The sequence below is a fragment of the Pelomonas dachongensis genome, from assembly GCF_043555865.1.
GTDB classification, from domain to species: domain Bacteria; phylum Pseudomonadota; class Gammaproteobacteria; order Burkholderiales; family Burkholderiaceae_C; genus Pelomonas; species Pelomonas dachongensis.
In genome coordinates this window covers 77,229-100,178 of record NZ_JBIGHY010000010.1, presented here as the reverse complement: position 1 = coordinate 100,178, position 22,950 = coordinate 77,229, and the positions used below count along the sequence as shown (strand labels likewise).

At 65.6% G+C, this 22,950-nt stretch carries 20 protein-coding genes and 1 tRNA gene; 15 read left to right on the top strand and 6 right to left on the bottom strand.

Going from position 1 to position 22,950, the window contains the following annotated elements:
- Window positions 1-5: 5 nt before the first annotated feature.
- The 3 genes from ACG02S_RS22205 to ACG02S_RS22195 are packed head-to-tail and all read right to left on the bottom strand — an operon-like array spanning window position 6 to window position 2,626.
- The gene (locus tag ACG02S_RS22205; protein WP_394472681.1) at window positions 6-1,094 is read right to left on the bottom strand and encodes a protein-glutamate methylesterase/protein-glutamine glutaminase; all 1,089 of its coding nucleotides are present in this window, start codon (window positions 1,092-1,094) and stop codon (window positions 6-8) included.
- A gap of 11 nt (window positions 1,095-1,105) precedes the next feature.
- A complete protein-coding gene (gene cheD / locus ACG02S_RS22200; RefSeq protein ID WP_394472680.1) occupies window positions 1,106-1,771 on the bottom strand; it encodes a chemoreceptor glutamine deamidase CheD in 666 nt (221 codons plus the stop codon).
- A gap of 3 nt (window positions 1,772-1,774) precedes the next feature.
- Window positions 1,775-2,626: a CheR family methyltransferase gene (locus ACG02S_RS22195; RefSeq protein ID WP_394472679.1), complete on the bottom strand. Its 852-nt coding sequence runs from the start codon at window positions 2,624-2,626 to the stop codon at window positions 1,775-1,777.
- A 208-nt stretch (window positions 2,627-2,834) separates the two neighbouring features.
- On the opposite strand from ACG02S_RS22195, the gene ACG02S_RS22190 reads away from it, so the two are divergent.
- The 3 genes from ACG02S_RS22190 to ACG02S_RS22180 are packed head-to-tail and all read left to right on the top strand — an operon-like array spanning window position 2,835 to window position 4,757.
- Window positions 2,835-3,572, top strand: coding sequence for a GGDEF domain-containing protein (locus ACG02S_RS22190; protein ID WP_394472678.1), 738 nt, complete (start codon window positions 2,835-2,837; stop codon window positions 3,570-3,572).
- The gene (locus tag ACG02S_RS22185; RefSeq protein ID WP_394472677.1) at window positions 3,569-4,375 is read left to right on the top strand and encodes a MinD/ParA family protein; all 807 of its coding nucleotides are present in this window, start codon (window positions 3,569-3,571) and stop codon (window positions 4,373-4,375) included. Before ACG02S_RS22190 ends, ACG02S_RS22185 begins: the two co-directional genes overlap by 4 nt.
- A complete protein-coding gene (locus ACG02S_RS22180) occupies window positions 4,368-4,757 on the top strand; it encodes a group II truncated hemoglobin (protein ID WP_394472676.1) in 390 nt (129 codons plus the stop codon). The genes ACG02S_RS22185 and ACG02S_RS22180 overlap by 8 nt, the downstream gene beginning before the upstream one ends.
- On the opposite strand, the gene ACG02S_RS22175 is transcribed toward ACG02S_RS22180, so the two are convergent.
- The 3 genes from ACG02S_RS22175 to radC all read right to left on the bottom strand — a co-directional run bounded on the left by ACG02S_RS22175 (window position 4,754) and on the right by radC (window position 6,864).
- On the bottom strand, window positions 4,754-5,392 hold the full coding sequence (locus tag ACG02S_RS22175) for a hypothetical protein (RefSeq protein ID WP_394472675.1): 639 nt from the start codon (window positions 5,390-5,392) through the stop codon (window positions 4,754-4,756). The two genes, ACG02S_RS22180 and ACG02S_RS22175, sit on opposite strands and share 4 nt — an antisense overlap.
- A gap of 156 nt (window positions 5,393-5,548) precedes the next feature.
- Window positions 5,549-6,193, bottom strand: a complete 645-nt coding sequence (locus ACG02S_RS22170; RefSeq protein ID WP_394472674.1) for a Smr/MutS family protein — start codon at window positions 6,191-6,193, stop codon at window positions 5,549-5,551.
- Window positions 6,190-6,864: a RadC family protein gene (gene radC, locus ACG02S_RS22165; protein ID WP_394472673.1), complete on the bottom strand. Its 675-nt coding sequence runs from the start codon at window positions 6,862-6,864 to the stop codon at window positions 6,190-6,192. Before radC ends, ACG02S_RS22170 begins: the two co-directional genes overlap by 4 nt.
- A gap of 42 nt (window positions 6,865-6,906) precedes the next feature.
- Here radC and ACG02S_RS22160 point away from each other — a divergent pair, with 42 nt between their 5' ends.
- The 12 genes from ACG02S_RS22160 (at window position 6,907) to ACG02S_RS22105 (ending at window position 22,928) form a co-directional block, all read left to right on the top strand.
- Window positions 6,907-7,350 (top strand): FKBP-type peptidyl-prolyl cis-trans isomerase, encoded by a 444-nt coding sequence (locus ACG02S_RS22160; protein ID WP_394472672.1) that lies wholly within the window; start codon window positions 6,907-6,909, stop codon window positions 7,348-7,350.
- Entirely contained in the window at window positions 7,350-8,327 is a 978-nt protein-coding gene (ispH, locus tag ACG02S_RS22155) for a 4-hydroxy-3-methylbut-2-enyl diphosphate reductase (protein ID WP_394472671.1), read from the top strand. The genes ACG02S_RS22160 and ispH overlap by 1 nt, the downstream gene beginning before the upstream one ends.
- A 69-nt stretch (window positions 8,328-8,396) precedes the next feature.
- Complete coding sequence (gene serS / locus ACG02S_RS22150) at window positions 8,397-9,692, top strand: serine--tRNA ligase (RefSeq protein WP_394472670.1); 1,296 nt, start codon at window positions 8,397-8,399, stop codon at window positions 9,690-9,692.
- 63 nt (window positions 9,693-9,755) lie between these two features.
- A tRNA-Ser gene (locus ACG02S_RS22145) sits at window positions 9,756-9,844 on the top strand.
- 473 nt (window positions 9,845-10,317) lie between these two features.
- Entirely contained in the window at window positions 10,318-11,880 is a 1,563-nt protein-coding gene (locus ACG02S_RS22140; RefSeq protein ID WP_394472669.1) for a TIGR03013 family XrtA/PEP-CTERM system glycosyltransferase, read from the top strand.
- Window positions 11,881-11,938: 58 nt separating this feature from the next.
- A complete protein-coding gene (gene prsK / locus ACG02S_RS22135; protein ID WP_394472668.1) occupies window positions 11,939-14,089 on the top strand; it encodes an XrtA/PEP-CTERM system histidine kinase PrsK in 2,151 nt (716 codons plus the stop codon).
- Window positions 14,086-15,450: a PEP-CTERM-box response regulator transcription factor gene (prsR, locus tag ACG02S_RS22130; protein WP_394472667.1), complete on the top strand. Its 1,365-nt coding sequence runs from the start codon at window positions 14,086-14,088 to the stop codon at window positions 15,448-15,450. Before prsK ends, prsR begins: the two co-directional genes overlap by 4 nt.
- Before the next feature lie 207 nt (window positions 15,451-15,657).
- Window positions 15,658-16,416 carry a S1C family serine protease gene (locus ACG02S_RS22125; protein WP_394472666.1) on the top strand — a complete coding sequence of 253 codons (759 nt, stop codon included), beginning with the start codon at window positions 15,658-15,660 and terminating at the stop codon, window positions 16,414-16,416.
- Window positions 16,417-16,593: 177 nt separating this feature from the next.
- Entirely contained in the window at window positions 16,594-17,577 is a 984-nt protein-coding gene (locus ACG02S_RS22120; RefSeq protein WP_394472665.1) for an EDSAP-1 family PEP-CTERM protein, read from the top strand.
- A gap of 149 nt (window positions 17,578-17,726) precedes the next feature.
- On the top strand, window positions 17,727-20,558 hold the full coding sequence (prsT, locus tag ACG02S_RS22115) for an XrtA/PEP-CTERM system TPR-repeat protein PrsT (protein WP_394472664.1): 2,832 nt from the start codon (window positions 17,727-17,729) through the stop codon (window positions 20,556-20,558).
- 23 nt (window positions 20,559-20,581) lie between these two features.
- The gene (locus ACG02S_RS22110) at window positions 20,582-22,108 is read left to right on the top strand and encodes an FAD-binding oxidoreductase (RefSeq protein WP_394472663.1); all 1,527 of its coding nucleotides are present in this window, start codon (window positions 20,582-20,584) and stop codon (window positions 22,106-22,108) included.
- A gap of 244 nt (window positions 22,109-22,352) precedes the next feature.
- Window positions 22,353-22,928, top strand: coding sequence for an XrtA/PEP-CTERM system exopolysaccharide export protein (locus ACG02S_RS22105; protein WP_394472776.1), 576 nt, complete (start codon window positions 22,353-22,355; stop codon window positions 22,926-22,928).
- Window positions 22,929-22,950 lie beyond the last annotated feature (22 nt).

Below are 22,950 nucleotides of genomic sequence, written 5' to 3'. Positions count from 1 at the left end.
AGTGCTTAAACGCGGTTGAGCGACATGCCCGACGTGGCGCGCAGCCGCTCCAGCACCTTGGTGGCGATCTGGTTCAGCGGCAGCACCTCGTCGGCCGCGCCGTGTGCGATGGCCTCGCGTGGCATGCCGAAGACGACGCAGCTCGCCTCGTCCTGACAGTAGTTGTAGGCGCCGGCGTCCTTCATGACCTTCATGGCCCGCGCGCCGTCCGCGCCCATGCCGGTCAGCATGATGCCGATGGCGTTCGGCCCGACGACCTTGGCGGCCGACAGGAACAGGGCCTCGACCGACGGCTTGTGCCGGTTGATGGGCTCGCCGTCCTGCACGCGGGCGATGTAGTTCGCGCCGCTGCGCTCGATGCTCAGGTGCATGCCGCCGGGCGCGATGTAGCCGTGGCCTGGCAGGATGCGCTCGCCGTCCTGCGCCTCCTTCACGCGGATCTTGCACAGGCCGTCCAGCCGTGTCGCGTAGCTCTTCGTGAAGCCGGGCGGCATGTGCTGCGTGATGACGACGGCCGGGCTGTCGGCGGGCAGGTTGATCAGCACGTCCTTGGTCGCCTCGGTGCCGCCGGTCGAAGCGCCGATGAAGATGATCTTCTCGGTCGACGCCTTGCCCAGGCTGGCCATGGTCACGGCCTTGACCGGCGCCGCAGGTGCAGCACCCGGCGCCGGTGCGGCGGGCGCACGACGGATGTGGGCCTTGGACGCGATGCGGATCTTGTCGGTGATGTCCTGCGCCAGCTGGCGGATGCCGTCGGCGACGCCGATCTTGGGCTTGGCGACGAAGTCCACGGCGCCCAGCTCCAGCGCCTTCATCGTGACTTCGGCGCCGCGCTCGGTCAGCGTGGACACCATCACGACGGGCATGGGCCGCAGCCGCATCAGGCGCGACAGGAAGTCCAGCCCGTCCATGCGCGGCATCTCCACGTCCAGCGTGATCACGTCGGGGTTCAGGTTGCGGATCATCTCGCGCGCGACCAGGGGGTCGGCCGCGGCGCCGATGCATTCCATGTCGGGCTGGCGGTTGATGATTTCGGTCAGGATGGAACGCACCAGCGCCGAATCGTCCACCACCACGACCTTGGTCTTGGCCATCGTCGGCCTCCTCAGAACAAATCGATGGAGCCGCCGCTGCTCGCGACGGGCTGCACCTTCTGGATTGCTGCCTTGTCCTGCTGGACCAGCGCGTCGGTATTGGTCGGCGCCAGGCGCTTGACCATCGCCTTGCCACTGGCGGGCAGGAAGCAGACCTTGCGCGGGTACACGTCCATCACGTCCTTCGACACGATGGGGATGCGCTCCAACTTCAGGTAGTCGATGACGAAGTTGGTGTTGCGCTCGCCGACGTTGATCGAATTCATGCCCGCGATGACAGCGCCACCGCCGAAGATCTTGGCTTCCATGCGGGCCTTGCTGGCGCCGCGCTTCATCATCTCGTTGATCAGCAGTTCCATCGCGAACGAGCCGTAGCGACCCGAGTCGCCGGCGCCTTCCGGCAGCATGAAGTGGTTCATGCCGCCGACCTTGGCGACGCGGTCCCACAGGCAGGCGGCGATGCAGGAGCCCAGCGTGGTCATGACCAGCAGGTCTTCCTGCTCGACGAAATACTCGCCCGGCAGGATCTTCACGGCGGCGTTCTTGAAGTGCGCGTCGTAAAAGAAAAATGACGCCTCGCCCTGCTTGCGAGGCTGGGCCTTGAGCTGGTTGACCTTGGCCACCGCGACCGGATTGCCCAGGCCGATGGTCGCTGTGGAGGCGAATGGCGTGCTCATCGATCAGACCCGTTCGTAGATGGTTTTGCCGCGCAGCTTGAACAGGTCGCGCGATTCGGTGAAGTTTTCGGAATGACCCACGAACAGCAGGCCGCCTGGCCGCATGACGCGATGAATGCGCTCCAGCACCTTGCGCTGGGTGGGTGCATCGAAATAGATCATCACGTTGCGGCAGAACACCATGTGGAAAGGGTCGCCCAGCTGCCACTGCGTGTCCATCAAGTTCAGCGGCCGGAACTCGACCAACCGCTGCAGCTCGGGCTTGACGCGAATCTTGCCGGCGTTTGCGCCCGTGCCGCGCATGAAGAAGTTCTTGAGCCGCGTGGGGTCCAGACCGCGCGAGTCAGCGTTGTAGACGCCGCGCCGCGCGGTGTTCAGCACGTTGGTGTCGATGTCGCTCGCCACCAGTTGCACGCTCGCGCCGGAGCCCAGCGCCTCGCTGCAGGTCATCAGAATGGAATAGGGCTCCTCGCCGGTGGACGCTGCACAGCACCAGATGCGTACGGGTTTGCCGGCCAGCGGCTTCAGATCGTCCTTCAGGGCGTGGAAGTGGTGGTCTTCGCGGAAGAACGACGTGAGGTTGGTCGTCAGGCAGTTGACGAACTCCTGCCACTCGACGGCGCTGGAAGGGCCGGTGGACGCCTCCAGCCACTGCAGATAGCTCGCGAAGCTCTTGTGCCCGGTCTCGCGCAGGCGGCGTGACAGCCGGCTGTAGACCATCGCGTGCTTGCCATCGTGGAGACTGATGCCCGCGTGGCGGTAGATCAGTTCACGCACGCGGTCGAAGTCCGCCTTGCTGAAGCTGAACTCGTGGTCGAGGGCATCACTGCCGGAGGCGAGTTCTGGTGCGGGCATGTCGTGATCGAAGTTGTGGTTGCTCGCAGCGAGTTCTGACGGCGCGCATCGATTCTGCCCCGCAGGGCCGTTGTACGGGTGCGTCGCGATCCAGCATAGTGCAAACAACCCCGGGGAACGTGCCTGTTTCACGACCTGTGTGGGGAGGGGCCGCTGCTAGACTGCCGCGCGCCCACAATGGCGCCACTCCTCTCTCGAACGCACTCGCTTGGAACACCGCCCGCTCGCCGCCCAGCTGATCGACGCCCGCGCGTTGGATCTGGACATGGCCCTGCAGCTGCTGCAGCAGGCCGGGGCCTTGCTTCCGGACGAGGAGCCGCACAGCATCCTGTGGCTGCAGGCGCTGCTGAACGCGCTGTGCGACCTGTCCAGCAAGGACGCGCTGACCGGCCTGGTCAACCGCCGCAGTTTCGAGATGGCGCTGGCCCGGGAGGTGGACCGCGTCGCCCGCTCCGGCGAGGCAGCCTTGCTGCTGATGCTGGACATCGATCATTTCAAGGCTGTCAACGACACCCACGGTCATGGAGCGGGCGACCAGGTCATCCGGTCCGTGGCGGCAGCCATCTTGCAGGCGGTGCGGCCCATGGATCTCGTCGCGCGCATCGGCGGCGAGGAGTTCGCCATCATCCTCCCCAACTGCGCCACGCATGTGGGCCTCGCCGTCGCGGAGCGCGTGCGTGAGCGCGTGTCCGAACTCGCCATTGAGGTCTCGCCTGGCCAGATGCTGAATGTCACCATCAGCCTTGGGGGCGCATTCGCGCCGCAATGGGTGCGCTCCTCGCCGCTGCTGTGGACCGAGCGCACTGACCGGCAGCTCTACCGCGCCAAGGCAGAGGGTCGCAACCGCGCCTGCCTGGAGCCCCAGATCGATTCCCTGGTCAGCGCCGAAGAAAAAGGCATGTTGTTCGCCACGCTGAAGTCAGATCCGCAACAGGACACGCCATGAGCACCCTCTCCGATCCTGCTGCCGCCTCCACGTCGCCGCCCCGCCGTGCCGGCGCTCGCACGCTCGCCGTCACCAGCGGCAAGGGCGGCGTCGGCAAGACCTTCGTCACCGCTAACCTCGCCGCGGCGCTGGCCGCACGCGGCCAGAAGGTGCTGGTGCTGGACGCCGACCTCGGCCTCGCCAACCTCGATGTGGTGCTGAACCTGCACCCCAAGCTGACGTTGCACGACGTCTTCACCGAGAAGGCCACGCTGGAGCAGGCCATCCTGCCCGCACCGGGCGGCTTCTCCGTGCTGCTGGCCGGCTCCGGCATGGTGGAGTATTCGCGCCTGACCCCGGAGGTGCGCGACAAGCTGCTGCATATCATCGACCTGGTGAAGCCGCGTTTCGACTGGGTGCTGCTGGACACCGGTGCCGGCATCTCCGACGTGGTGCTTTTTGCCGTGTCGCTCGCCTCCGACGTGCTGGTGGTGGCCACCCCCGAGCCCACGTCGCTGACCGATGCCTACGCCACCATCAAGGTGCTGGCCACGCAACAGGAGCGTCGCCACGTCGGGCTGGTCGTCAACCAGGCCAACCGCGTGGGTGAGGGAAAGCTCATATGCGGGCAGCTGCAGCAGGTGCTGCAGCGCTTCGTCGGCGCGGTGCCGGGGCAGAACTTCCGGCTGGAGCTGATGGGTGAGGTGAAGGCGGACATCGCCGTCAAGCAGGCGGTGCTGAAGCGCCAGTTGATGCTGGAGCACTACCCCGGTTGCGATGCGGCGCAGGCCATCAAGGCGCTGGCCACCAAACTCCTTGGCTGAAGTACAACCCAACACCGCCTTCGAGTGGATCGGCGGCGAGGCGCGCGTGCGCGACCTCGTGGACCGCTTCTACGATCTGATGGAACTGGAGCCGGCGTACGCGCGGCTGCGCGCCGCGCACGGCGACACGCTGGCCAGTGCGCGCGACAAGCTGTTCTGGTTCCTGTGCGGCTGGCTGGGCGGGCCGGATCACTACATCAGCCGCTTCGGCCACCCGCGGCTGCGGGCGCGTCACATGCCCTTTCGCATCGGCATTGCGGAGCGAGACGAGTGGCTGGCGTGCATGGCGCAGGCCATGCAGGAAACCGGGGTCGACCCGGCCCTGCAGGCCCGGCTGGCCGAGTCCTTCGCGGGCACGGCCGACTGGATGCGCAACGTCTAGTCGAGGCGGAACGCGAAGTCCTGCTGGAAGGTCGCGTCGCCCTGGCACTGGTAGCCCGCCAGCGCGGTCTCCACCGAGCGCTGCAGAGAGCGCCGCGTCTTGGCGTCCGGCGCGCCTTGCGCCAGGCGCACCTCGCTGCCCACCACGCGGCCGCCCTTGACGGTGGCCAACACCTGCAGCACGGCCTCGCCGCTCCAGTTGACGGCGGGGACGTCGGGCTTGGGCATCACCGAGCAGACCGCGCCCGGCGTGCTGATCAGCGGCTTCGTCACCGCGGGCAGCGTGGCCGCGTCGGCGACGCGTGCCGGGCCGGTGGGCTGCGGCGTCGAGTCGGCTCGCAGGGGGACCGCAGCCACCAGCGTCGGTTCCGCGGGCGCCTCGACAACATCGGTGGGCACCGGCACTTCGATCCGGGGCGTGGTGAACTTGGGTTCCGCCACCTGCAGCGGTTCCACACGTGGTGGCGGTTCCTGGATATCGGGCGGCAGCGGCTTCAGTGTGGTGATCCCGGGCTGCCGCGCGGGCGGCTGTATGAGCCCCGCGCTCAGCGCATAGATGCCGGCCAGGTGCAGGGCGACGACCAGGCCGATGCCCGTGTAGCGGGCGGGTGTGGGGGAGGGGCGGGTCAGGTTCATGGGCATTCCTCGTGGTGGATGGGGAAACCTTTTGCGCACGCCGCTGCGGCTGATGCGTTTGAGGCTACTCCTGCCTAACGCACGAGGTCAATGGCGTTGCTCCGCGTCGCCGGAACGCGACGCGCCAGCCCGCGGTCAGCCACCGTCAGCGCTGCGTCAGGCCGTGCCGCTGAGCAGCACCATGAGCGCGCCCGCGCCGCCGTCGCTGGCGCGTGCCTGCACGAACGCCAGGACCTCGTTCTTCTGCACCAGCCAGCGCCGCACGCGGCCCTTCAGCACGGGCTCGCGGCCGGGCGAGCCGTGGCCTTTGCCGTGCACCACGCGCACACAGCGCAGGCCGCGCCGTGCGCTGTCGTGGATGAACAGGCCCAGGGCCTCGCGCGCGCCGTCGCGGCGCAGGCCGTGCAGGTCCAGCTGCGCCTGCAGCGCCCAGTGGCCGCGGCGCAGCTTGCGCACCACTTCCACCGAGATGCCTTCGCGGCGGAAGCTCAGCGTCTCGTCGGTGTCCAGCAGCGTGTCGACGTCGATGTCATCCGACAGCGCCTGCAGCAGCACGGCGCGCTCGTCTGCCTCGCGCTGGCGCGGCTCGGGTGCGGGTTGCTCGCGGTCGTGGATGACGCGGTCCGTGGCGCGCAGCGGCGTCACCGGGCCGACGCTCAGCTCGAACACACGCCGCTCCTGATCGGCCAGCCGCATGGCTGCGGCCACGCGCTCGCGCTCGACCTCAGCGGCCAGCCGTGCCGCCGCCATCTCGCGGGCCAGTGGTTTCAGGTCGGCCAGGCTGCGCACGACCTTGCTCACAGCAGGCCTCGCTCGGCAAATGACACCACCTCGTTGCCGCCCACCACCAGGTGGTCGACGACGCGCACGTCCACCAGCGCCAGCGCCTCGCTTAGGCGCTGTGTCAGCAACTCGTCGGCGCGCGACGGTTCGGCCACACCGCTCGGGTGGTTGTGCGCCAGGATGGCCGCCCCGGCGCCCAGCGCCAGCGCGCGCTTGACGACCTCGCGCGGATGCACGGTGGTCGATGTCAGCGTGCCCTGGAACAGCGTCTCCATCGCGATGAGCCGCAGTTGGGCGTCCAGGAACATCACGGCGAACACCTCGTGACCCAGGCCGCTCAGTTGCAGCCGCAAGTAGGTCTTCACCGCGTCGGGGTTGTTCATGGCCGGTTTCTCGACCAGTTGCTGGGCCAGCGAGCGGCGCGCGATCTCCAGCACGGCGGCGATCTCGGCCCGCTTGGCGGGGCCGAGGCCTTTGACTTTGCCCAGGTCCTGCACACTGGCGGCCAGCAGCCCGGCCCAGCCGCCGAAGCGGTCCAGCAGGCTCTGCGCCAGCTGCAGCACGGGCATGCCCTGGAGGCCCGTGCGCAGCAGCAGCGCCAGCAACTCGGCATCCGCCAACGCGGCCGGCCCGCGGGCGAGCAGCTTCTCGCGCGGTCGGGCGTCCGGGGGCAGGTGGGTCAGCGGCATAAAATCGATGCCAGTCTAGCCAAGCGGTCCACGTCTCCTCGCATGAATCCCATCCAGGCCGGGTCCTTCCTGACCTTGCATTACCGGCTCTCGGGCCCGGACGGTGCCGACATCGTCAACACGTTCGACGACAAGCCCGCCACGCTGTCCCTCGGCGCCGGCCAGCTGTCGCCGGCCATCGAGGCGCGTCTGCTGGGGCTGCCCGAGGGCGCGCACGAGCGGTTCGAGCTCGCACCCGGTGAGGCCTTCGGCGAGCGCAACCCCGAACTGCTGCAGCGCGTGAAGCTCTCGCTGCTGCGTCAGCTGGGCGACCCAGACGAGACCTACCACGTCGGCGACGTCGTGCAGTTCCCCGGCCCGGACGGGCAGGGCGGCTATGCCGGCGTGGTGCGCGAACTGGGCGATGAGGCGTTGCTGTTCGACTTCAATCACCCGCTCGCTGGCCAGCCGGTCAGCTTCGAGGTGCAAGTGATCGGGGTGCTGTGATGAATGCTGTCGTGCATCCCAACGAGGTGATCCTGGCGGAGCCGCGCGGCTTCTGCGCCGGCGTTGACCGTGCCATCGAGATCGTCGAGCGAGCGCTGGTCAAGTTCGGCGCACCGATTTACGTGCGCCACGAGATCGTCCACAACACCTACGTCGTCAACGACCTGAAGTCGCGCGGCGCCATCTTCATCGAGGACCTGGCCGAGGTGCCGGCCGGCGCCACGCTGGTGTTCAGTGCGCACGGCGTCAGCCAGGAGGTGCGCCGTGAGGCCACTGCGCGTGGCTTCCAGATCTTCGATGCGACCTGCCCGCTAGTGACCAAGGTGCACGTCGAGGTGGCCAAGCTGCACCGTGAGGGCTTCGAGTTCATCATGATCGGCCACAAGGGGCACCCAGAGGTCGAAGGCACGATGGGCCAGCTGTCCGACGGTATCTTCCTCGTTGAAGACGTCGAGGACGTCGCCAAGGTGCAGGTCAGGGACCAGACCAAGCTGGCAGTCGTCACGCAGACCACGCTGAGCGTGGACGACGCGGCCGAGATCCTGGCCGAGGTGAAGCGCGTGTTCCCCCGGGTGCGCGAGCCCAAGCAGCAGGACATTTGTTACGCCACGCAGAACCGACAGGATGCCGTCAAGGTGCTGGCGCCGCAGGTGGACGTGGTCATCGTCGTCGGCAGCCCGACCAGCTCCAACAGCAACCGCCTGCGCGAGCTGGCCGAGCGGCTGGGCACGCCCGGCTACATGGTCGACGCTGCGGAAGACCTGAAGGCCGAGTGGCTGGAAGGGCGTCCGCGCGTGGGCCTGACGGCAGGCGCCTCGGCGCCCGATGTCCTCGTGCAGGCCGTGATCGACCGACTGCGCGAATTTGGCGCCACCACCGTGCGCAGTCTGCCGGGCGTGGAGGAACATGTGCGCTTCCCCTTGCCGATGGGCCTGGGCGACAAGTCCATGGCCGAGGTGAGTGCTTCGCGATCTTGAAGCCGGTGCTTGCAGCTTCCGGCGGCGCCGACTTCGGCGCCGCTTTCGCATTCGATTTGAAGGATTTCCATGCTTGACATCACCCAGCTGCGCAAGGAGCTCGATACCGTCATCGAGCGGCTGAACGCACGCAAGACCCCGCAGCCCTACCTGGACGTGGAGCGATTCAAGGCGCTCGAAGCCGAACGCAAAGGTGTGCAGACCCGCACCGAGCAAATGCAGGCGCACCGCAACAGCCTGTCCAAGCAGATCGGCATGGCCAAGGGCAAGGGGGAAGACGCCTCGTCGCTGATGGCCGAAGTGGGGGGGATCGCCGACGAGCTGAAGGCGGGCGCCGAGCGGCTGGACGCCATCCAGGTCGAGCTGAATGAACTGCTGATGAGCGTCCCCAATCTGCCCGACACCAGCGTGCCGACCGGCGCTGACGAGGCCGGCAACGTCGAGGTGCGCCGCTGGGGCCAGCCGCACACGTTCGACTTCGACGTCAAGGACCATGTGGACCTGGGTGCCCCGCTGGGCCTGGATTTCGAGACCGGCGCCAAGCTGTCGGGCTCGCGGTTCGCTTTCCTGAAGGGCCCCGCCGCCCGCCTGCACCGCGCGCTCGCGCAGTTCATGCTGGACGTGCAGACGGCCGAGCACGGCTACACCGAGTGCTACACGCCCTACATCGTCAACCGCGAGATCCTGGAAGGCACGGGCCAGCTGCCCAAGTTCAAGGAGGACATGTTCTGGGTGCTGCGTGGCGGCGACGACGAGCAGGTCGAGCAGTACCTGATCTCGACGTCTGAAATCTCGCTGACCAACACCGTGCGCGAAAGCGTGCTGAAGCCGGAAGACCTCCCCATCAAGCTGACGGCGCACAGCCCCTGCTTCCGCTCCGAAGCCGGCTCGGCGGGACGCGACACGCGTGGTCTGATCCGCCAGCACCAGTTCGATAAGGTCGAGATGGTGCGCATCGAGCAGCCCGAGCACAGCATGGCCGCGCTGGAAGAGATGACCGGTCATGCCGAGGCCGTGCTGCAGAAGCTGGGCCTGCCCTACCGCACCATGCTGTTGTGCACCGGCGACATGGGTTTCGGCTCGACCAAGACCTACGATCTGGAGGTCTGGCTGCCGGCGCAGAACACCTTCCGCGAGATCAGCTCCTGCTCGAACATGGGGGCCTTCCAGGCCCGCCGCATGCAGGCGCGTTTCAAGAACGCGCAGGGCAAGAATGAGTTCGTGCACACGCTGAACGGTTCCGGCCTGGCTGTGGGCCGCACGCTGGTGGCGGTGCTGGAGAACTATCAGAACGCCGATGGCAGCATCACCGTGCCAGAGGCGCTGCGCCCCTACATGGGCGGCATGGAAGTGTTGCGCGGCTGATTTGAAGCAGGTGCGAAAAAGCTGGCTACAATGGTAGGCTTCGCACCAGCGCGCACCGAATCAGGAGAGGTGGCAGAGTGGTCGAATGTACCTGACTCGAAATCAGGCGTACGGTTTCCGTACCGAGGGTTCGAATCCCTCCCTCTCCGCCAGCAACACGCAAAGGCCAGTCTCAGGACTGGCCTTTTTGCTTTCAGACGAGGCTGGCTTGGTGCTGAACCTCCCATCTGCTGATGCGCGACGACATGTCATGTAGGGTTGCGACATGCCTGCATGAAAATGCGTGAATATTCTCTCAATTTTTGAGAATAGGTTTGAGTATTCGGGCCGGTCAAATTCGTTTCAGATGAGGACTGGTTCGAATACTTGCAGTCATCCAATCTTCTAATGATTTCTTGTGCCATCCGCACGGTTTGTGGGCTGTCCTGGCTGTCTTGTCACGCGGGCGGCTGCGGCTTTCGGTTCTACTGCGCGGCCGTGAAAAGGAACCTCCTGAGCTGCTTGCGCTGTCACCGTGGTGGGAGGCGGATTCAGGGGGCTGCCACCCTCCAAACGGGGGGCTTTCAATGCTGGGGGCGAGAGGCATGATGCCGCCGCACTCATAGCATGTCGACAATCGCCCCTCGTGGCGCAAAGCTGGGCGCAACCTGGCTGGGTTCACGGTCTCCGGAGGGCTTGCGCAGACCTGGTCTGCGTCGGCGGTGATCAAGGGCGGCAGATACGCCTGAATAGGAATCGAATAGTTTCGAATTTCCTTGCTCAGATTGCAGATAGAAGACGCCAGGCGGATGAATCGGGGACGCAGATGATTCGAATATTCAACCATTACCTGCACAGGCAGACACTGCTCCAGGTGTTCTTTGACCTGGGGCTCATCGTTTTTGCCGTCATCGCCGTGGTGCTCAGCCAGGGTGAGTCAGCCCAAACCGTGCTGCCGTTCGCCGCATCGCATGGGCTGTCGCTGGCGGGCTGCATGTTCGTCATCAACTCTGCAACGGGCTTCTACCAGCACGTGCACAACCGCTCGGTCACCGAGTCCTGCGCGCGCGCGCTGTTTGGGCTGCTGTTCGGTCTGCCGCTGGCCTATGTGATTTTCAGTCTGGTGCCTTCCGACACCAGCCATCGGGAGCTGCTGACGCTGGTGGCCATGGCGGCCGTCGCCGCGGTGATGGTGCACCGTGTCTATGCCGCCCATTCTGGCGCGCAGGCCCGCATGCGCAGTCGCATCCTGATCTTCGGTACCGGTCCTGCGGCGCGTTCGGTGGGCAATACGCTGCGGGCGTCTGACCCGCACGCCCAGATCGTTGGTTACTACGCAGGTCCGAATGAAGAGACGCCGGACGTTGCGCCTGCAGAGATCATCAACGATGGCGCCAACCTGACCGAGGCTGCGCTGAAGCACAACGTCGACGAGATCGTCGTGGCGCTGAGCGAGCGGCGCGGCGGCAGCATGCCGCTGCGTCAGTTGCTGGACTGCAAGCTGTCCGGCGTGCGTGTCGTCGACATCGCCACGCATTTCGAGAAGACGCTGGCCCAGATCAACATCAAGCATGTCAACGCCGGCTGGTTGATCTTTGGTGACGGGTTCAGCCAGGGCATGCTGCGCGCGGCCATCAAGCGTGTCTGCGACGTGGTGTTCGCGACGGCCATTTTCGCCGTGGCCTGGCCCATCATGCTGGTCACGGCGGTGTTGATCCGCCTGGAATCGCGGGGACCGGTGTTGTACCGGCAGGAGCGTGTCGGCTTGAACGGTGTGCCGTTCAATGTCATCAAGTTCCGCAGCATGCGTACGGATGCCGAGAAAGACGGCAAGCCGCGCTGGGCGTCGAAGAACGATGACCGCGTGACGCGGGTGGGGCGCTTCATCCGCCGCGTGCGCATTGACGAACTGCCGCAGCTTTTCAATGTGTTCTACGGCGAAATGAGCATGGTGGGCCCGCGCCCGGAGCGGCAGTTCTTTGTCGATGAGCTGGTCAGCAAGATCCCGTACTACGCGGTGCGCCACAGCGTGAAGCCTGGTGTGACCGGCTGGGCGCAGGTGCGCTACGAGTACGGCTCGACGATCGAGGATTCCGTCGAGAAGCTGCAGTACGACCTCTACTACGTCAAGAACCACTCTCTCTTCCTCGATCTGTTGATCATGCTGGAGACGGTGGCGGTGGTGCTGACCGGCAAGGGCGCACGCTGACTCAGCTCTGCGGCGGCAGCGCGGACGCAGCTGCCGTGCGGGCGCGCTCGAATCAGGCATGACCCGCCCAGCGATGGACTTCCCGACTGTTGTGCTGGGCCAGGTGCCGGTCGACATCAATCCGCTGGGCAGCCTCAGCGCGCTGATCTGCTGCGTGCTGTACGGGCTGTTCGCCGCGTACTTCGGCCAGCGCCTGTTGCAGCGGCGCCTGCCGGTGACGCGGCTGGCGCTGGTGTTCCTTTGTGCGTTAACGGCCAGCGTGGTGTGGGCTGGCGCTTTGTTGTCGAACGGGTTGATGCACTGGTCAAGTCGCTTGCCGACCTGGGTGGTGCCGGGGCTTGACGCGGTGCGCTTTGGCCTGTGGCTGGCGTTCGTGCTGGCATTGCTGCCGGCCGCGCGCAGAGGCGGCATGCTGGCGTGGGCGCGGCTGGTGGCAGGTGCGGTCGTCGCGCTGCAGATGGTGCTGATTGCGCTCGCCGAGGTGCGTCCGGCGGAAGATTGGACGCAGTTGCAGGCGTTCACGTCGCTGGGCATGTCTGTTCTGGGGCTGATGTTGGTGGAGCAGATGCTGCGCAGCGCCTCCGCCGACGTGCGCTGGAATGCAAAGCCGTTGTGCCTGGGCCTGGGCGGTGTGTTCGTCTTCGATCTGTTCATCAGCTCTCAGTCGGCGCTGTTCCAACGCTTCGATGGTGACGCGGTCAGCGTGAGGCCGCTGGTGCACGCGGCGGCCGCGCCGTTGCTGTACATCGCGTCGCGTCGCTACGGTGACTGGTTGGGCAAGCTGCACGTGTCACGCGCTGCCGTCTTCCATTCCGCGGCATTGCTGCTCGTCGGCGGGTACCTGCTGATCGTGGCCGCCGTCGGTTATTACGTGCGCTACACCGGTGGGCAGTGGGGGCGAGCGCTGTCGGTGGCGCTGGTGTTCGTGGCGCTCGTGGCGCTCGCGCTGCTGGCGGCCTCCGGCTCGATGCAGGCCCGGCTGCGGGTCTACATCAGCAAGAACTTCTTCAGCTACCGCTACGACTATCGACAGGAATGGCTGCGCTTCACGCAGTTGCTTTCGACCGGCGCCGAAGCGCAGCACACCGCCGAAACGGTGGTGCGTGCGCTGGCCAACCTGGTCGAAAGCCCCAGCGGCATGCTCTGGTTGCAGCGCGGTGCGCAAGCGGATTTCGCGCAGGCCGCGAACTGGAACTTGCCGCCCCAGCCGATCGGCGAATCGCGGGACGGTTCATTGGGCCGCTTCTGGCGCGAGCGGGCATGGATCATCGACATCGACGAATGGCGCCGGCGGCGCGACGCCTACCCTGACCTGGAGTTGCCCGACTGGGTGTTGGAGGAACCGCGCTGCTGGCTCATCGTGCCGCTGCTCGTGGGCGACGCGTTGATCGGCTTCGCCGTGCTCGGCAGGCCGCGCGTGGTCGTCGAGTTGAACTGGGAGGTGCGCGACCTGCTTCGCACCGCGGCCAGCCAGGCCTCGGGCTATCTGGCGCAGGCCCAGGCCACGGAGGCGCTGCTGGAAGCGCGCAAGTTCGATGCGTTCAACCGCATGTCGGCGTTCGTTGTCCATGACCTGAAGAACATCGTGACGCAGTTGTCGCTGATGATGAAGAACGCCAAGCGACTGCGAGACAACCCGGAGTTTCAGCAAGACATGCTGGATACGGTGGAAAACTCGCTGGAGAAGATGCGGCAGTTGATGCTTCAGCTGCGCGAGGGTGAGACGCCCCATGGCGTCGCCAGTGGCGTGGACCTGGAGCAGATCGCCAGGCGCCTGGCGCAGGCGGCGATGCGCAAGGGGCGGGTGCTGGAGCTGGAGCTGCAGGCGGCGGTCAGTACCCGTGGTCACCCCGAGCGTGTCGAGCGGGTGCTGGGACATGTCGTGCAGAACGCCTTCGACGCCACACCGGCTTCCGGCCACGTGCGCCTGACGCTGGATTCACACGGGAGTCAGGCCCGCGTTCGCGTGGAGGACAGCGGCTGCGGAATGAGCGAGGATTTCATCCAGAATCGCCTGTTCAAGCCTTTCCAGACCACCAAAGCGAGTGGCATGGGCATCGGGGCCCATGAGAGCTATCAATACGTGCAGGAACTCGGAGGCAAGATCAGCGTGGACAGTGAACTCAACCGCGGAACCATCGTGACCCTGCTGCTGCCTCTTTTCCATGCGCAGGCTGACGCATTGCGCGCAGCACCTGACATCCGATGAGCAGCCCCCGCCACGCGCCGCTGCTGATCGTCGAGGATGATCTGGCACTGCAGAAGCAGTTGAAGTGGTCGCTGGATCGCTTTGAATCGGCCACTGCCGATGACGTTGCCAGCGCGGTGCTGCAGTTCCGTCGCAACAACCCCGCCGTGGTCACGATGGATCTCGGGTTGCCGCCGGACCGCGATTCTGTTTCCGAGGGCTTCAAGTGCCTGGAGAAGTTGCTCGAGCTGGATCCGGCCGTCAAGGTCATCGTGCTGACCGGTCAGAACGATCAGGACAACGCCCTGCGTGCCATTCGCATGGGTGCTTACGACTTCCTGGCCAAGCCCGTGGATCCGGACGTGCTTGCCCTGACCGTGGAGCGCGCCTATCGCCTGTACGAGCTGCAGCAGGAGAACCGCCGCCTCCAGAGGCAGCAGAGCAGCGATGTGTTCAGCGGCCTGATCACGCGCGATCCTGGCATGCAGCGCGTGTGCCGCATGATCGAGAAGGTTGCGCCCAGCGATGCCACCGTGTTGCTGCTCGGCGAGAGCGGCACCGGCAAGGAGGTGCTGGCCCAGGGGCTGCATGATGCGTCCAAGCGCAAGGGGCGCTTCGTGGCGATCAACTGCGCCGCCATTCCGGAAACGCTGTTGGAGAGTGAGCTTTTCGGTTACGAAAAAGGCGCTTTCACCGGTGCCAACAAAGCGACGCTCGGCAAGATCGAGACGGCCAACGGCGGTACGCTGATGCTGGACGAGATCGGCGACCTGCCGATGCCGCTGCAGGCCAAGCTGCTGCGTTTCCTGCAGGAGCGCGTCATCGAGCGTGTCGGCGGGCGGCAGGAAATCCCCATCGACGTCCGGGTGGTCGGTGCCACCCACCAGGATCTCAGGCAGCGTATTGTCGACGGCCTGTTTCGCGAAGACCTGTACTACCGGCTGGCGGAGATCGTCGTCGACATCCCGCCGCTGCGCGATCGGCTGGGCGACCCGGTCCTGTTGGCCCATGCGTTCGCCAGGCGCTTTGCCACCGAGATGAGGCGTGCCGCGCCCAACCTGGCCGACGATGCCGTGCGCGCACTGGAATCGCACCGCTGGCCCGGCAACGTCCGCGAACTGCAGAACATGCTCAAGCGTGCGGTCATCATGGCCGACGACGACCGCATCACGGCCGCCGACCTGGGCTTGCGCGGTTCTGCGGCTGGGGCTGGTCCGGACGACACCGTGCTGGATCTGCGCTCGGTGCGTGAGACGGCGGAGCGCCAGGCGGTCATCACCGCGCTGGCCCGTACCGACGGCAATATCGTGCGCGCCGCGGAGTTGCTGGGCGTCAGCCGCCCCACGCTCTACGACTTGATGAGCCGTTTGCAGATCAAGTAGTCAGCGTTCCGTGTTCGCCCAACGCGTCTAGAGGGGCGCTGCCCCATGCTGTACGCTGTCCGCTGAATCCAGCTACGTACTTGGAAAGGCGGCAATGAGCACAGCATGCGGCTTGGTTGAAGCATGTGAACGACCGGGAGATGGCGTTCGTGTCGACGTGGCTGGACCACCGTTCAACTCGGTGGGAGGGCGGCGGTGAGGTGGCGCTTGCTGCTCGTAGCGCTGGCGGCGACCTTGCCGCTGAGCGCGTTCGCCAATGACTTGCCTGCGCTGATAGACCGTAGCAAACCCTCCGTCGTGCTCGTGGGGACCTACTCGCCCACCGACAGCCCGCGCTTTGGCTTCCGGGGCAGCGGCTTTGTCGTGGCTGACGGCAATCTCGTCATCACCAACGCGCATGTGCTGCCTGCACCCGACGTTCCCGAAGCAGAGCGCCGCGTGGCCGTTCAGGTCAGGTTGCCCACCGGCGATTGGGAAATGCGCTCGGCGCGGATTGCGGCGCTGGATCGGCCTCACGACCTGGTGGCGTTGCGCTTTGACGGCGCGCCGGTACCAGCGCTGCCCATCGCTGCTCCGGGCGTGGCTCGCGAAGGACTCGCGGTCCTGCTGATGGGGTTCCCGATCGGTGGTGCGCTCGGATTCTCGACAGTCAGTCATCGCGGCATCATTGCTGCGATCACCCCCATCTCGCTGCCTGCGGCGACTGCACGCACGCTCGACCCGCGTGCATTGCGGCAACTGCGTGCGGGCAGCTTCGACATCCTGCAACTCGACGCGACGGCCTATCCGGGCAACAGCGGCGGGCCGGTCCTGGACCAGCGCAGCGGCGAAGTGGTGGGCGTGGTGAACATGGTGTTGACGAAGGCGGGCAAGGAGTCGGCGCTGACCCAGCCTTCAGGAATCAGCTACGCCATTCCCGTCGCGCCGCTCATCTCCCTGACCGAGGCAGCCAAGACCGTGCCGTGAATCGAGGCTGACGGCTGTCGGAGTTCTTTACAGCGTTGGACGGGGGGCGTGTGCCAGGTTGGTTCTGACGATCGCAAGTGTTTGATTTTGCTTGATTTTTTGTGATTGAAGCAAAGTTGGCACGCATGCTGCTTTAAGACTTGCGTCTCAAGTTCATCCGGCCCTCAAGGAGTCCAAATGATCACCACCTCTCGCTTCTCGCTCATCGCCGCTGGCGTGGCACTGGCTTGCGGTCTGGGTAGCACTGCTGCCCGTGCCGATGCTGTCGCCCAGGCCATCCTCGACGTCACCAACTTCCATTTCGCCTTGGGCAACGGCAGCAATGTCCGTGCCGCCGATGGCTCGCTGGCGCCCCGCCTCAATCTGGCGACGCTGAAGGGCACGACCACGGCTGACGCCACGGTCAGCCTGAATGGCGCCAACGCCGCAGGTTCCGATTCGCAGAACGACCCGCTGGCAATTGCAGGTGCCTCGGCGACCACGTCGCTCGGCAATGCAGGCAGCTATGTTCCTGGCGCTCCTCTTGCTGGTGCTCCGGTGGCGACTTATGGCGCCTCCACGGCAGACCAGTTCGGCAACTCGCTGTTCGGCGTCAGTGATGCTCTGACGGACGGTGTTGTTTCTCTCAAGCCGGCCGGTAACGGTTCGACGCAGAGCAACGTCAATTTCAATGCCGAGTTCACGATCACCGTGCAAGACGGCACGAGCATCGAGATTGCCTTCGACGCCGAGTCCTATCTGCGTGCCTACCTGAGCGCTTCGGGCATCGGTTCGCCGACCGCCCGGGCATCGACGACCTGGAGCATCACGATCACCAGCGTGGCGACCAACGATGACGTTTTCGCCTGGGTGCCGGATGGTCTCGGTGGCAACGGTGGTGCGGGCAGCGCGATCTTCGGTGGTGTCGAGTACTACGACCCCTTCTCGCTGAACCAAAACGCGACTGCCCTGTCGCCCGCGTCGAGCAAGGTGCGTACCAACGCCAAGCAAGCTTTCCAGGCGGAAACCAACGCACTGGTCGGTGGCACCTACACGGTGGTCCTGAGCCAGACCGCTGTGTCCGATGCCTTCTTGAAGCTGCCTGAGCCGGCGTCCCTGGGCCTGCTGGGCGCGGCGCTGTTCGGCGCTGGCGTCGCAAGCCGTCGTCGCAGCAAGAAGTAATAAACATTCAGCGCGAGGTCAGCCTCGCGTCAGATGGTAAAAAGCGCGGCTCGTCCGCGCTTTTTTTATGGGCGGTTGAGCCCTCAGATGGTGGGGGAGGGCGTGGTGGGGCTGGCGTTAGGATGTCTGCACTCGCACATTGCATGTGCATGCGACATGAAGCGGCCAACGCCAGGGGGACGGTTTTGACGAGCAATGGATTTCGCCGGATCGGGATGATCGGGGCGCTTGCGGCGGCGGCATTGCTGACGGCCTGTAGTCGCGAGGCTACCGAGGCCGAGTCAATCGCGGCTGCCCGAAAGAGCCTGGCGGACGGTCAGACCCGCGCCGCTGTCATCCACCTGCGCAATGCGCTTCAGCACAACGCCAATTCGCCCGAGGGGCGTCTACTGATGGGCGAGGCGCTGCTGGCGAATGGCGAGATTGCGGCCGCTTATGACGAGTTCAAGCGAGCTCGATCGTCTGGCTCACCCGACGCGGCGGTGGTCCCGCCCATGGCGCGCGCCATGATATTGCTTGGGCAGGACAAGAAGCTGATCGAAGAGTTTGGCGCCATGCGCTTCGATGACAAGCGCGCCGACGCTGATCTCAGCCTCAGCCTTGCTCAAGCATATGACGCGAGCGGAAATATGGAGCAGGTGAATCAACTGCTCGATCGCTCGTTGGCGGCCCGCCCCGACTATGCGCCAGCGTTGATTTATCGCGCTCGCGTCATACTGGCGAAGTCGGGGCCGGAAGCGGCGCTCGTGGAGTTGCAATCTCACCCCGACCTGCTGAAGACAAACTTTGAAGCGGCCGGGCTTGAGGGTTCGCTGAAGCTCAATGGCCGGCGCGATGTAGACGGTGCTATCGAGTCTTTCAAGCGGGCGCTTGCTCTCCAGCCAAAGGATGTCCATGCGCATGCGTCGTTGATCGCCGTCTATCTGTACAAGGGCGACAAAGAGGCGGTTCGCAAGCAGGTGGACGCGCTGAAGAAGGCGCTTCCCAACACCCCCGTTGCTCGTCTCTATGAGGCGCAGCTGGCTTTGCTCGATGGCGATGCAAAAACGGCTCGCGCGTTGGCCATGCAGGTGCTGCAGGCGGTGCCACAGAACGTCCGTGCGATGTACATCGCGGCATCCGCGGAATTGCAGTTGGGTAATAGCTTTCACGCAGTGACGCTGTTGCTCAAGGCGCTGTCGCTGCAGCCTGACCTGCAAGAGGCCAGCAAGTTGCTGGCGCAGGCTTACCTGAAGTCTGGCCAGCCCCAATTGGCGTTGAAGGCGCTGGCTCGACCGCTGGAGCGCGCGCCTGATGATGTGGCGCTGCTCAGTGCGGCTGCCGAGGCTCATCTGCAGCTCGGAGATGCGCGGGCGTCGGAGGCGTTGTACAAAAAGGCATTGGCCGTGAAGCCGGACGATTCGCGGACGCGTACCGCCCTGGCGATGGCCACCATCGCCAGGGGCGATGACGCCGAGGGCCTGAGCCAACTCGCGGCGTTGGCGCAGCAGGATGCGAGTCCCATGGCCGATCTCGCACTGATCAGCTCGTATCTGGCGAGGAACCAGGTCGACGCCGCCCTCAAGCAGATGGAAAACCTTGAGCGCAAGGAGCCAGGAAAGCCGGGGCCGGCGTTCACCCGCGGTCGAATCCTGCTTTTGAAGGGCGACAACGTGGGTGCGAGGTCGGCATTTGAGGAGGCGTTGAAGCGGGATCCGGCTTACGTTTCGGCGATGAGCAACCTCGCTCTGCTGGACCTTCGTGATGGCAAGGTCGACGCTGCCCGTGCGCGTTTCGAGGCGGCGCTGAAAGCGGCGCCGAACAACGTGTCGGCGATGATCGCCCTGGCCGATCTTCTCGTGATCGTCAAGGCGCCGCAGAGCGAGGTGACCGCCTTGCTGGAGCGTGCCATTGCCGCCGAGCCGAGCCAGGTCCCTGCGCACCTGATGCTGGTGGACTATTTGCTCATGCAGAAGAACTACTCTGCTGCGGTGGTCGCTGGCCAGAAAGCGGTGGCGGTTGTGGATTCCAGCCCCGAACTGCTGAATGCGCTGGGCCGGGCTCAATCTGCCGCCGGGGATTCTGCTCAGGCGCAAGCCAGCTTTGCGAAGCAGGCGCAATTGCAGCCCACGGCGACTGCACCGTATCTCAGCGCGGCCGATGCCTACCGGCGTGCCGGCGACCGCGCGAACACGATCAAGAGCCTGCGGCAGGCGCTGAGCATCAATCCTCAGCTGCTGGCGGCGCAGGAGCAGTTGTTCGCGATGGAGTTGCGTTCTGAACAATTCCCAGCCGCGCTGACAGTGGCTCGCGACGTGCAGCGCCAGCGCCCGCTGGCCGTGCAGGGGTATCTGTGGGAGGGCTCCGTCCACGAGGCCCAGCGCCGCTGGGAATTGGCCCTCGCCACCTACAAGCGTGGCGTTGACAAGTTGCGTGCAGAGAAGCGAGAGGCTGCTGCATTGGGCGTCGCTCAGCACCAGGCCTTGCTCGCTGCCAAGAAGCAGAGTGATGCCGTGCAGTTTGTGCAGGACTGGCTGCGCGTCAACCCGCGTGATGTGGCGTTCCGACTGTATTTGGGGGACAGCGCATTGCTGACGCAGGACTGGGCGACTGCCGAGCGGCACTACCGTTCCGTGCTGGAGATCAATCCTGATCACGCGTTGGCAGTCAATAACGTGGCCGCGGTGTTGGTCCGGCAGAAGCGACCTGAGGCGGTGGAAATGGCGCAACGCGCAGTCAAGCTCGCGCCCACCAGTGCCGACGCCTTCGATACGTTGGCGATGGCCCTCGCGGTTGACAAGCAGTGGCAGCCTGCACTGGACGCACAACGCAAGGCGGTGGCGCTGGCACCAGACGCGTCACTGCCCAAGATCAAGCTGGCCAGAATGCTGATTGATGCAGGCAAGAAGACCGAGGCTGAAACGCAACTCAAAGCACTGCAGGCTTTGGGCGGAAAGTTCGAGCGCCAAGCTGACGTCAGTGCGCTGCTGAAGCAGCTTTGAAGCTTCGACCCGAGAGGCGTTCGGTGGCTGACTTTGCAGATGAGCTGCGTCGGGGGGCGTCCGACTTGCGCCCCGCCAGCGTGGACGATGTGCGAGCAGCGGTGCAAGCGGCCCGGCAACAGGGCTGGAAGCTCCACCCTGTTTCAACTGATTGCAACTGGGGTTATGGCGCCGGGTTGGCACTGCCGCCCGGACACCGCAGGCTGGACCTCTCGCACATGCGCAGCATCCGCAATGCCGATGCCATCTCGCTCGCGCAGCCGGTCGCAGTGGTCGAACCCGGGGTCACGCAAGGGCAGTTGCAGACGTTTCTCGCCACCGCTCATCCCGGCCTGACTTTCAACGTGACCGGCTCGGCGCGTGAAACGAGCCTGATCGGCAACGCGCTGGATCGCGGGGTAGGCTATCTCGGGCCGCGTCGCGACGACTTGTTCGGCCTGGAAGTGGTGACCGGCACCGGCGAGGTGATACAGACCGGTTTCCGGCGTCTGGGCGAGGATTCGCCGCTGGCGCACAGCCATCCATTCGGGCTCGGCCCGATGCTGGATGGGCTGTTCTTCCAGGCCAACTTCGGCATCGTCACCAGCGCATGTTTTCGCTTGCTGCCGAGGCCGCCGCAGCAACTCGCGGTTTCGCTGGCCTTGTACCGGGCCGCCGACCTGCCGCGCTTCATCGATGTGCTGGCGGCGCTGAAGCGCGAACGGGTCATGACCTCGGTGACGCACGTGGGCAACCAGGCACGCACGCGGGCCAGCCTGCTGCACGGCATCAGCGATTACCTGGAGCGCGCGTGCGGTCTGGGCGGCGCGGCACGTGATGCGGCCGCGCAGCAGGCGCTGCGCGTCGTGGCGCCGCATGAATGGACCAGTCTGGGCGGTATCAGTGGCACGGCAGACCAGGTGGCGGCAGCGCTGAAGGAAGTCCGCCGGCGCATGCAAGGGTTGGCACGTGTCACCAGTTTCGATGACGCGAAGCTGGCCAAGGGCTTTGCATTGCTGCACCGCTTGCGGCGGGTGCCGTGGGCGCGTGCCAATGCCGCGGCCATCGCTGCCATCCGGCCACTCAACGGATTGGCAGCCGGTGTGCCGACCGACGCAGCCATCCAGAACCTGCTGTGGCGCTTTGGCCGGGCTGACCTGCCGGCCGAGCAGCTGTTGACTTCGGATTGCGGCGTGCTGTTCATCAGCCCGGCGCTGCCGATGGACGGCGCCTTCGTCACCGATGTGGTGGCCGGCATGACCGCCCTGGCCGGCGAGGCGGGGCAGGTGCTGTATGTCACGATCAACATCGAGACTGAGAACTCGCTGGTGGCCGTGGTGAACCTGCTGTTCAATCGAGCGAATGCGGCCGAGGCTGCCCAGGCCGCAGACTGCGCGCGGCGTCTGCACGCGTACATCCGGTCGCGTGGCCTGGAGGTCTACCGGGCGCGCGCCGACATGATGGCCGACATCGTCGATGCGGATTCGCCGTACTGGCAGGCGGTCGGCGCGCTGAAGCGCTCGCTGGATCCCGACCAAATCATTGCGCCCGGGCGGTACAACATCTGCTGAGGGCAGGCTTGGCGTGAATACTGCCTTCCCCATCCTTCGCCTCGGGGGTGGGCACCGTGGACGGGCAGTCCGGTATGGCATCATTCCGCGCCTTTGACTGGCGGCGGGCGCGTGCCCGTGCCACCGTGACCACGAACGGGGATTTGCCTTGAACAAAGCTCTCACAACATCGATCCCGGCGGCAGGCTGGCAGCGTGCAAACCGTCCGGGCCTGCTGGGGCTGGGCGTGAGCCTGCTGTTGGCCATGTGGCTTTCGGGTTGCGCGAGCCTGCGTGGCGAAGAGCTACCGACGGCGCCGGCCAAGGTGGCCACGGACGACTACAGCTACATCATCGGGGCAGGCGACAACCTGAACATCCTGGTCTGGCGCAATCCCGAGTTGTCAATGGCCGTTCCCGTGCGCCCGGACGGCAAGATCGCCGCGCCTTTGGTGGACGAGATCGTCGTGCAGGGCAAGACCTCCGTGCAGGTGGCGCGCGACGTCGAGAAGCAGCTCAGCAAGTACGTGCGCGATCCGGTCGTCACGGTCATCGTCACCGGCTTTGTCGGTCCTTACAGCGAACAGATCCGTGTCGTGGGCGAAGCGGCCAAGCCGCAGTTCCTGCCGTTCAAGCAGAAGATGACGGTGCTGGACGTGATGATCGCAGTCGGCGGGCTGACCGATTTCGCGGCCGGCAACAGTGCCACCATCCTGCGCACCGCCGAAGACAATAAGCAGTATTCGGTGCGGCTGAAGGACCTGCTCAAGCGCGGCGATGTGTCGGCCAATGTCGAAATGCGCCCCGGCGACATCCTGATCATTCCGCAAAGCTGGTTCTGAGTCTGACGGCGCTCGGCGCCCC

What these genes read in the sequence shown, in the direction of transcription:
- prsK (WP_394472668.1), top strand. Translation starts at nt 11,939, where the DNA reads ATGACCCGCCCAGCGATGGACTTCCCGACTGTTGTGCTGGGCCAGGTG.
- ACG02S_RS22205 (WP_394472681.1), bottom strand. Translation starts at nt 1,094, where the DNA reads ATGGCCAAGACCAAGGTCGTGGTGGTGGACGATTCGGCGCTGGTGCGT.
- ACG02S_RS22175 (WP_394472675.1), bottom strand. Translation starts at nt 5,392, where the DNA reads ATGAACCTGACCCGCCCCTCCCCCACACCCGCCCGCTACACGGGCATC.
- radC (WP_394472673.1), bottom strand. Translation starts at nt 6,864, where the DNA reads ATGCCGCTGACCCACCTGCCCCCGGACGCCCGACCGCGCGAGAAGCTG.
- ACG02S_RS22160 (WP_394472672.1), top strand. Translation starts at nt 6,907, where the DNA reads ATGAATCCCATCCAGGCCGGGTCCTTCCTGACCTTGCATTACCGGCTC.
- serS (WP_394472670.1), top strand. Translation starts at nt 8,397, where the DNA reads ATGCTTGACATCACCCAGCTGCGCAAGGAGCTCGATACCGTCATCGAG.
- cheD (WP_394472680.1), bottom strand. Translation starts at nt 1,771, where the DNA reads ATGAGCACGCCATTCGCCTCCACAGCGACCATCGGCCTGGGCAATCCG.
- ACG02S_RS22105 (WP_394472776.1), top strand. Translation starts at nt 22,353, where the DNA reads ATGTGGCTTTCGGGTTGCGCGAGCCTGCGTGGCGAAGAGCTACCGACG.
- ACG02S_RS22120 (WP_394472665.1), top strand. Translation starts at nt 16,594, where the DNA reads ATGATCACCACCTCTCGCTTCTCGCTCATCGCCGCTGGCGTGGCACTG.
- ispH (WP_394472671.1), top strand. Translation starts at nt 7,350, where the DNA reads ATGAATGCTGTCGTGCATCCCAACGAGGTGATCCTGGCGGAGCCGCGC.
- ACG02S_RS22185 (WP_394472677.1), top strand. Translation starts at nt 3,569, where the DNA reads ATGAGCACCCTCTCCGATCCTGCTGCCGCCTCCACGTCGCCGCCCCGC.
- prsT (WP_394472664.1), top strand. Translation starts at nt 17,727, where the DNA reads ATGCGACATGAAGCGGCCAACGCCAGGGGGACGGTTTTGACGAGCAAT.
- ACG02S_RS22195 (WP_394472679.1), bottom strand. Translation starts at nt 2,626, where the DNA reads ATGCCCGCACCAGAACTCGCCTCCGGCAGTGATGCCCTCGACCACGAG.
- prsR (WP_394472667.1), top strand. Translation starts at nt 14,086, where the DNA reads ATGAGCAGCCCCCGCCACGCGCCGCTGCTGATCGTCGAGGATGATCTG.